Raw genomic sequence first — 6,772 nt, forward strand, 5'->3', positions numbered from 1 at the left:
ATACGGCGTAGGGTCCGGTGTCCCGGCCGAGCCTGAGGAAGAGGTCATGGTCCGGCGCGTGCGGGAGTCGATTGCCGCCGTAGACCGGCGAGGGACCGTCGTTGACGGCACGCTGCACGGTGTACGAGCCGGACAGCCGGAGGACATCCGCCCCGCCGAAGGCGAACGAGGCCTCGAGCCCCTCGACCTCCGCCGCCTCGATGTTCTGCGCCTTGACCGTCCGCTGCGAGTTCTCGAGGAAGACGATCAGGTTCTCCCGTCGACACCGGAAGAAGACAAGCTCCACGTGCGACGTGGAGCTCGGTCTCACCAGCAGACCCGCATCGAACGTCGTTCCCCGCTCCGGCTCGATCTCGGGATTTCCGTCCACGCTGCCCGCGGAGCCGAAGAGCTCGAGCGTCGTCGGAAACCGAGCGTAGTCCGCGTAGTGCGCCTTCACCTGGAGGGCGTCCGACGGCGACCACCTCGCTCCGACGGCCGGGGCGTGGTGCGTCGACCAGTGCGGGTCCTCCAGGGGCTCGGGCGGCCCGCCGACGGGATCGGGGGTCGCGAAGTTGTCGACCGATTCCTGGTAGCGATAGGAGGGCACGACCTCAACGCTGCCCGGAAGCGGCAGAACCGCCTCTCCGACGAGTGTTCCGGTGCGGCGTCTGCGCTCGAAACCGCGTCCGACGGATGGGTTCTCGGACTCGGGCGTGTATCGGTCCCAGCGCGACTCTCCGGAGAGCCGCAAGGTCCCGGGTCCGACGGGCGGTCGGAGCTCCACGAGGGCGTTCACGCCGTAGGTGACGCTCTCGTCGGTCGAGCCCGACCGCGGGAATCCCGTCTCGTCGTCGGGGTTTCTGAAGCGCTCCGTGCCGTCCCGCCTGTACGCTGTTCCGGACACCCGTAATCCCAGCGGGAGCGGCCGCACCGACTCGAGCGACGCCCGAGCGAGGTTGCGGAACGACTCGAACGAGACGTTCTCCGTCTGGACGCTCTCGCGCCCGGGGACGCCTCCCTCGCTGAAGGAGAGCTCGTCGGCCACCGTCAGGCGCACGCCGCGCCACGCGGGCAACGTGAGACGTCCGAGGATCCCGGTCTCCTCGAGCCCCGCGTTCGCGCGGGGGACCGTCTCATCGTCCTCAGGGTTCTCGGGCGTCCCGTGCCGGTCGAGGTACTCGTAGTCGCCGTCCGTCGTCAGATGATGGAGCGACACGCTGTAGCGACCGTCCGCCCATCGCCCCGCCCGCGAGACGTCGACCGACCGCGTCCCGAAGCTGCCGACGGTGAGCTCGGCACCGACGACGGGCTGCGCCGGCGCGGCCGACACCAGGTTGACGATCCCGCCGATGCCGGCGCTCCCGAACCCCGCGGGGGCGACGCCCCGGTAGACCTCGACCCGCTCGAGATGGGAGACCGGCACGTTCGGCAGACCGCCGGTTCCCCATCCCGCCGACTGGAGCGGCACGCCGTCCAGGTAGACCTCCACCTGTCCGGGCGCGCTCGCCCGGATCGAGGGCGTGCTCACGCTGCCCAGCCAGCCGTACCTCGTGACGCGCACACCGGCGCCCTCCTCGATGACGTCGCCGATCCGGACCGGTGTCGCTCCCGTCCGCTCCAGCCGATGCACGGTGGCGAACCCGGCCAGCGCCCGGAGACGGTCCTCGGCGGACGGTCTCTCGGCCACGACGTGAAGCGTGTCGAGCGTGAAGACGCCGGGCCTCGAGCCCGGCTCACGTGAGGGCTCCGACGCCGGGAGGACCCCGGCGCAGAGAAGGACGGCAAGACAACCCGCGCACAGCGCGAGCGAAGGCGTTCGCATGGGGCCTCTCCACGGACCGCGAACAGCTTCCACCGGCAGGTCTTCTGGCTCTCGGGTCGTCCTACTTCCCGCGGGTCCCTGGAACGCGGGGCTCCGCGGGGTTCGTCGCCGACTACAGTTGCGGGACAGCACCGGCCTCGAACCGGTTTTCCCTGTCGGCCTTTCGGCACCCGGTGGATGTGATCTCGAATGTCACCTGATCGTAAGCGACAGAGGGGCGTCCGGTCAAGCTGAGCTGGGTCCATGGGACCGCGACGTCCCCCGCGCACAGGGGCGCCCGCGCCGCCGCACCGGAGACGTGCCGCCCGGGAAACGCGGCGGGGCGGGTCACGCGGACCCGCCCCGGGAGTGAGTCGAGGAACCCGCGTGTGCCTATCTCAGATGGATGATCTTCGTCGAGCCGGTCCACGAGCCGACCTGCGCGCGACAGAAGTAGATGCCTGACGCCACGTCGCGTCCGTTCCACTCGAGCCGGTTGACGCCCGCCGGAAGCGGTCCGTCCGCCAGCGTCGCCACCCGTCGGCCGCTCACGTCGTAGATCTCGACGAGGGCCTCGGCCGGCGCCGGAAGCAGGAGCCGCACGGCCGTTCTGCTCCGGAACGGATTGGGGACGGCGGGCTTCAGAGCGAGCACGGTCGGCGTGTCGGGAACACCGGTTCCGCTCTGCACGTACGCCTGAAGCGCGACGGTCAGGTCGTCGAGCGTCGTGCCTCCCGACACATCGGGGCAGTCACGCGTGGAGAACGTGAGCGTCGCCGTGTAGAGCGTCTCCTCGATGGCGCCGGTGGCGTCGAACTGGATCTCGTACGACGCGGGCGCCGCGCCCACCGTTGCCGGAACGAACCCGCCGACGAACGCGAAGCGCCCGTCACCGCCGACGATCTCCGCGTCGTAGACGCTGAGCAGCGCCTGGAGCCCCGAGTAGCCTCTGTTGAAGACGTCGAGCGTGTCCGTCTCCTGATCATCTACTTCCACGAGACCGAGATCGAGCGTCTCGGCCAGAACCGTCGAGAACTCGGCCAGCGAAGGCTCCGCGTGCTCGACGACGGTGCCCGAGAGTCCGACGGTCCATGTCGGAGTGTCGAGGTCGTTCGAGTCGATCTCGAGATCGCCGGACTGCGCTCCCACGGTCGCCGTGTCCATCGTGATCTCGTGGTCGAGCGTCTGACCGGCCCCGACGAGGTAGATGCTCCCCGGCGCTGCGAACCCGACGGGTGCTGAGAACGTGTACTCGAGGTCGTCGGACGGCGACGAGGCGACGTTCGACACCGAGAGCGTCTCTGCGGCCGCCGTGCCGACGATGACGTCGCCGAAAGCGAGGGTCGCCGGAGCGTCGATCCTCGCAGGCACCTGAAGCTCGAGGATGACCGGGAGGTGGTCGCTCGCCCCGGCCAGAGCATCGGCCATCTCCTCGGGGACCGCCTGGTTCGGCGGGTCGTTGATCGCCTGGTTGATGCGCGCCGCGTCGTTGCCGAAGGCCCAGTAGGTACCGTCCACGTACGACAGGCCCTCGCCGTCGTCAAGCGCGTACGAGCAGAGGATGAAATCGAAGCGGTCGTCCATGCCGCCCCAGTCGGTCGTCGTCGCCTGGGTGAAGAGATGCCTGTAGGTCCAGTTGTCGTGCCACGTGCCGCCGGTGCTGACGGGGTCCTTGCTTCGTCCGTCGTTGTCGACCTGGAAGCCGATGAGCATCTGATAGGAGGCCTCCGAGCTCGCGCGGATGTTGAAGTCGCCCGCGACCATGAAGTTGCTGCCGGACGGATAGTCGTTGAGGTAGTTCCTGATGTCGGTCGTCTGGCCGAGACGGGTGCTCTGGTCGCCCGACGACGAACCGGCCTTGAGATGCGTCGAGAGGATCGTGAGCTCGGCCTCGGACGAACTGTACCCGTCGAGGCGGAAGCCGTAGACGTTGGTCAGCCGGACGTCGGTGTTGATCGTGTCGGACGAGATGGAGTCGAGGACGGCCGTCTTGTAGAAGCAGGCGTTGTCCGTGTCGGGGCCGTTGACGAACGGCATGATCCAGTACTCCCCGGGCGCGATGACCTCGAGGACATCCGTGTAGAAGAGATTGCGCGCCTGGATCGACTGGAACTCCTGGCAGACGATGAGGTCGGCGTCGACCGAGTCCATGATGGTGCGGAGCAGGGGGAGCTTCGTCGAGGAGTCGTTCGGCCAGTTCTCGATGTTGTACGTGCAGACCCTGACGGCCGACGCCTGCTGCGGCGCCACGGCGGCCGACAGGACGGCGGCCAGCACGAGAACCGCCAGCGTGCGCATCGTTGCGGGGAACCGCATCAAGGGGCCTCCTCATCTCGGCTCCGGCCGGGGCGCGCCGGTCCTTCAAGATGTGCCGGTGCGCCTGCCGCGACCGTTCATACGCGACATACCATCACACTTCATTCTACCACAGAATGAGCAGGTTCTCAAGAAATGGACGGGGATTGCGTACCAGACCCGGTCCCGACGGCCGTGGCCACACGGTCCTTCCCATGCTACGATGCACCCATGGGTTACGGTGCCTTTCTCATCCAGGCCGTTCTGATCTCGCTCTCCGGCGTCATGGCGCCCGGCGCGGTCACCGTCGTCGTGGTAGGGCACGGGGCGCGAAGTCCCCGCGCGGGAGCCCTCGTGGCGTTCGGGCACGGCGTCGTCGAGTTCCCGCTCATGCTGCTCATCGTGCTGGGGCTCGGGCCTCTTCTCGAGCGACCGCTCGTGTCGGGCATCATCGGGGTCGCGGGCGCCACCGTTCTCTTCTGGATGGGCGGAGGCCTTCTCCGCTCGCTCAGAGCCGGCCGGACCGAGACGGTCCGACGCGAATCCTCCCCCTTCGTGGCCGGGATCCTCATGACCGCCGCGAACCCGTACTTTCTCGTGTGGTGGGCGACCGTGGGCGCGACGCTGGTCTTCCGGGCCTGGGAGTTCGGGCTCTGGCAGTTCATCGTCTTCGCCGTCGTCCACTGGTCGCTCGACTTCGGGTGGGACTACTTCCTCTCGGCGGCCTCCTACCGGGGCGTCAATGTGCTCGGTGAACGCTTCCTCAAGGGCGTGAGCCTCGTTGCCGGCGTGCTCCTCATCGGTTTCGGTGTGAAGTTCCTCGTCGACGGCTGGTCAACGCTCGCAGCCCTGTAGGTCTCTCCCGACAACGGCGCCTCACGGGCGGCCCGCGCCTCCCCCAGGAACCCTGCGCGCAGCCGCAGCTTGCCGGGATCCACCCCCACCCCGAATACCGCCTGACCGCTCATTTGCTCTGTCCTGCCGTAACTTGCCATGTTATAATGGTGGTGATACTCAGTCGAACCCCACGACTCCATGGAGGGAGCCGGACGATGACACGTGCACTTCGCCTCGGGAGCCTGCTCGGCCTCGGACTCATGGTCTCCATCGCTCTGGTTCCGGGACTCGCCGGAGCGGCCGACCCGGAGACGGACCTTCCGATCGGACTGACGCAGGAGGAGCTGACAAGGCTCGACGAGATCGGCGCGGCGCACCGCAGCACGCCGCCGGCCACGCCGCCTGTCAGGAACCCCGGTGAGTTCGAGCCGATGACCGGCTGCATCGTGCGCTACAGCTACGGCTTCGGCGTACCGACCAGCATGCTGGCGGAGATCTCAGAGGACATCACGCTCTGGGTCATCGTCGCCAACTCCTCGCAGGAGTCGTCCGCGACCAGCGAACTCCAGTCAGCCGGCGCGAACATGGCGAACGTCGACTGGATCTACGGCCCGACCGACAGCATCTGGACGCGCGACTACGGCCCCTGGTTCATCATCGACGGCAACGGCGACCAGGGCATCGTCGATCACATCTACAACCGTCCGCGCCCGAACGACGATCTCATCCCCGGCGTCATCGGTTCCGACTGGGGCGTCCCGGTGTACGGCATGGACCTCGAGCACACCGGCGGGAACTACATGTCGGACGGCCGGGGCACGGCGATGTCAACCGAGCTCGTGCTCAACGAGAACCCTTCGCTCACGGCAGCCGAGGTCGACTCGATCATGTTCGACTACCTCGGCATCGAGCGCTACGAGAAGCTCGGGTACATCGAATCGGGCGGCATCCATCACATCGACTGCTGGGCGAAGTTCCTCTCACCCGGCACGATCCTCCTCAAGGAGGTCGACCCCGGTCACTCGTCGTACTCCGCGCTCGAGGCCCGGGCCGACTATCTCGAGTCGATCAACAGCTCGTGGGGCCGTCCCTACGAGGTCGTGCGGGTCTATGCTCCGAACGACGAGCCGTACACCAACTCGATCATCCTGAACGACAAGGTCCTCGTCCCCACCTACGGCACCTCGAACGACGCGGCGGCCATCGCGACCTACGAGGCCGCGATGCCGGGCTACGAGGTTCTCGGGTACAGCGGCTCCTGGCTCAGTGACGACGCGATCCACTGCCGCACCATGGGCGTCACCGACCGCTACATGCTCTACGTCGACCACGTCCCGCTCTTCGACACGGCCAACACCACCCAGGACTACCGCGTCGGCGCGAACATCATCGACCACTCCGAGCAGGGGCTCGTGACCGACTCGCTCCTCGTCTACTGGCAGACCGCCGCCTCGCGCGCCTGGACGCCGGTCGTGATGACCTCCGCCGGCGGCGACTCGTTCTACGCCGATATCCCGGCGCAGAGCGCAGGAACCGAGGTCTCGTACTACGTCTTCGCGAAGGACAACTCCGGGCGGCGTGAGTTCCTGCCGTACGTGGCGCCCGGGGACGTCTTCAGCTTCAGCGTCATCGTCGACACCGAGTCGCCCGCCATCGCGCACACGCCGCTCGGCGACCAGACGGTTCCGAACTGGCCTGCCACGGTCTCGGCCACGGTCACCGACAACATCGAACTCTCGTCGGTGACGCTCGAGTGGACGAAGAACGGGACGGGTCAGACCGACATCGAGATGACGCGTGTGCCGAGCACCTCGGTCTTCGAGGCCGACTTCACCGGCTCCGTCGCGCTGGGCGACG

General features: G+C 67.7%; 4 protein-coding genes and 1 riboswitch. Of the genes, 2 read left to right on the forward strand and 2 right to left on the reverse strand.

Going from position 1 to position 6,772, the window contains the following annotated elements:
• The coding region (locus tag GF405_02740) for a TonB-dependent receptor (protein MBD3367077.1) at positions 1 to 1,804 on the reverse strand (1,804 nt) is incomplete at its 3' end.
• A 16-nt stretch (positions 1,805 to 1,820) separates the two neighbouring features.
• Positions 1,821 to 1,994: riboswitch (cobalamin riboswitch) on the reverse strand.
• A gap of 182 nt (positions 1,995 to 2,176) precedes the next feature.
• Positions 2,177 to 4,099, reverse strand: a complete 1,923-nt coding sequence (locus GF405_02745) for a choice-of-anchor D domain-containing protein (protein ID MBD3367078.1) — start codon at positions 4,097 to 4,099, stop codon at positions 2,177 to 2,179.
• Positions 4,100 to 4,309: 210 nt separating this feature from the next.
• On the opposite strand from GF405_02745, the gene GF405_02750 reads away from it, so the two are divergent.
• Positions 4,310 to 4,933: a hypothetical protein gene (locus GF405_02750; protein MBD3367079.1), complete on the forward strand. Its 624-nt coding sequence runs from the start codon at positions 4,310 to 4,312 to the stop codon at positions 4,931 to 4,933.
• Between the two features lie 146 nt (positions 4,934 to 5,079).
• Positions 5,080 to 6,772 (forward strand): hypothetical protein (locus tag GF405_02755; protein MBD3367080.1); only part of this gene is annotated, 1,693 nt, incomplete at its 3' end.

Source organism: Candidatus Effluviviaceae Genus V sp. (genome assembly GCA_014728125.1).
In the GTDB taxonomy this organism is placed as follows: Bacteria; Joyebacterota; Joyebacteria; order Joyebacterales; family Joyebacteraceae; genus WJMD01.

Excerpts from the sequence above, each read along its gene's own strand:
- GF405_02745 (MBD3367078.1), bottom strand. The coding sequence starts at position 4,099 with ATGCGGTTCCCCGCAACGATGCGCACGCTGGCGGTTCTCGTGCTGGCC.
- GF405_02750 (MBD3367079.1), top strand. The coding sequence starts at position 4,310 with ATGGGTTACGGTGCCTTTCTCATCCAGGCCGTTCTGATCTCGCTCTCC.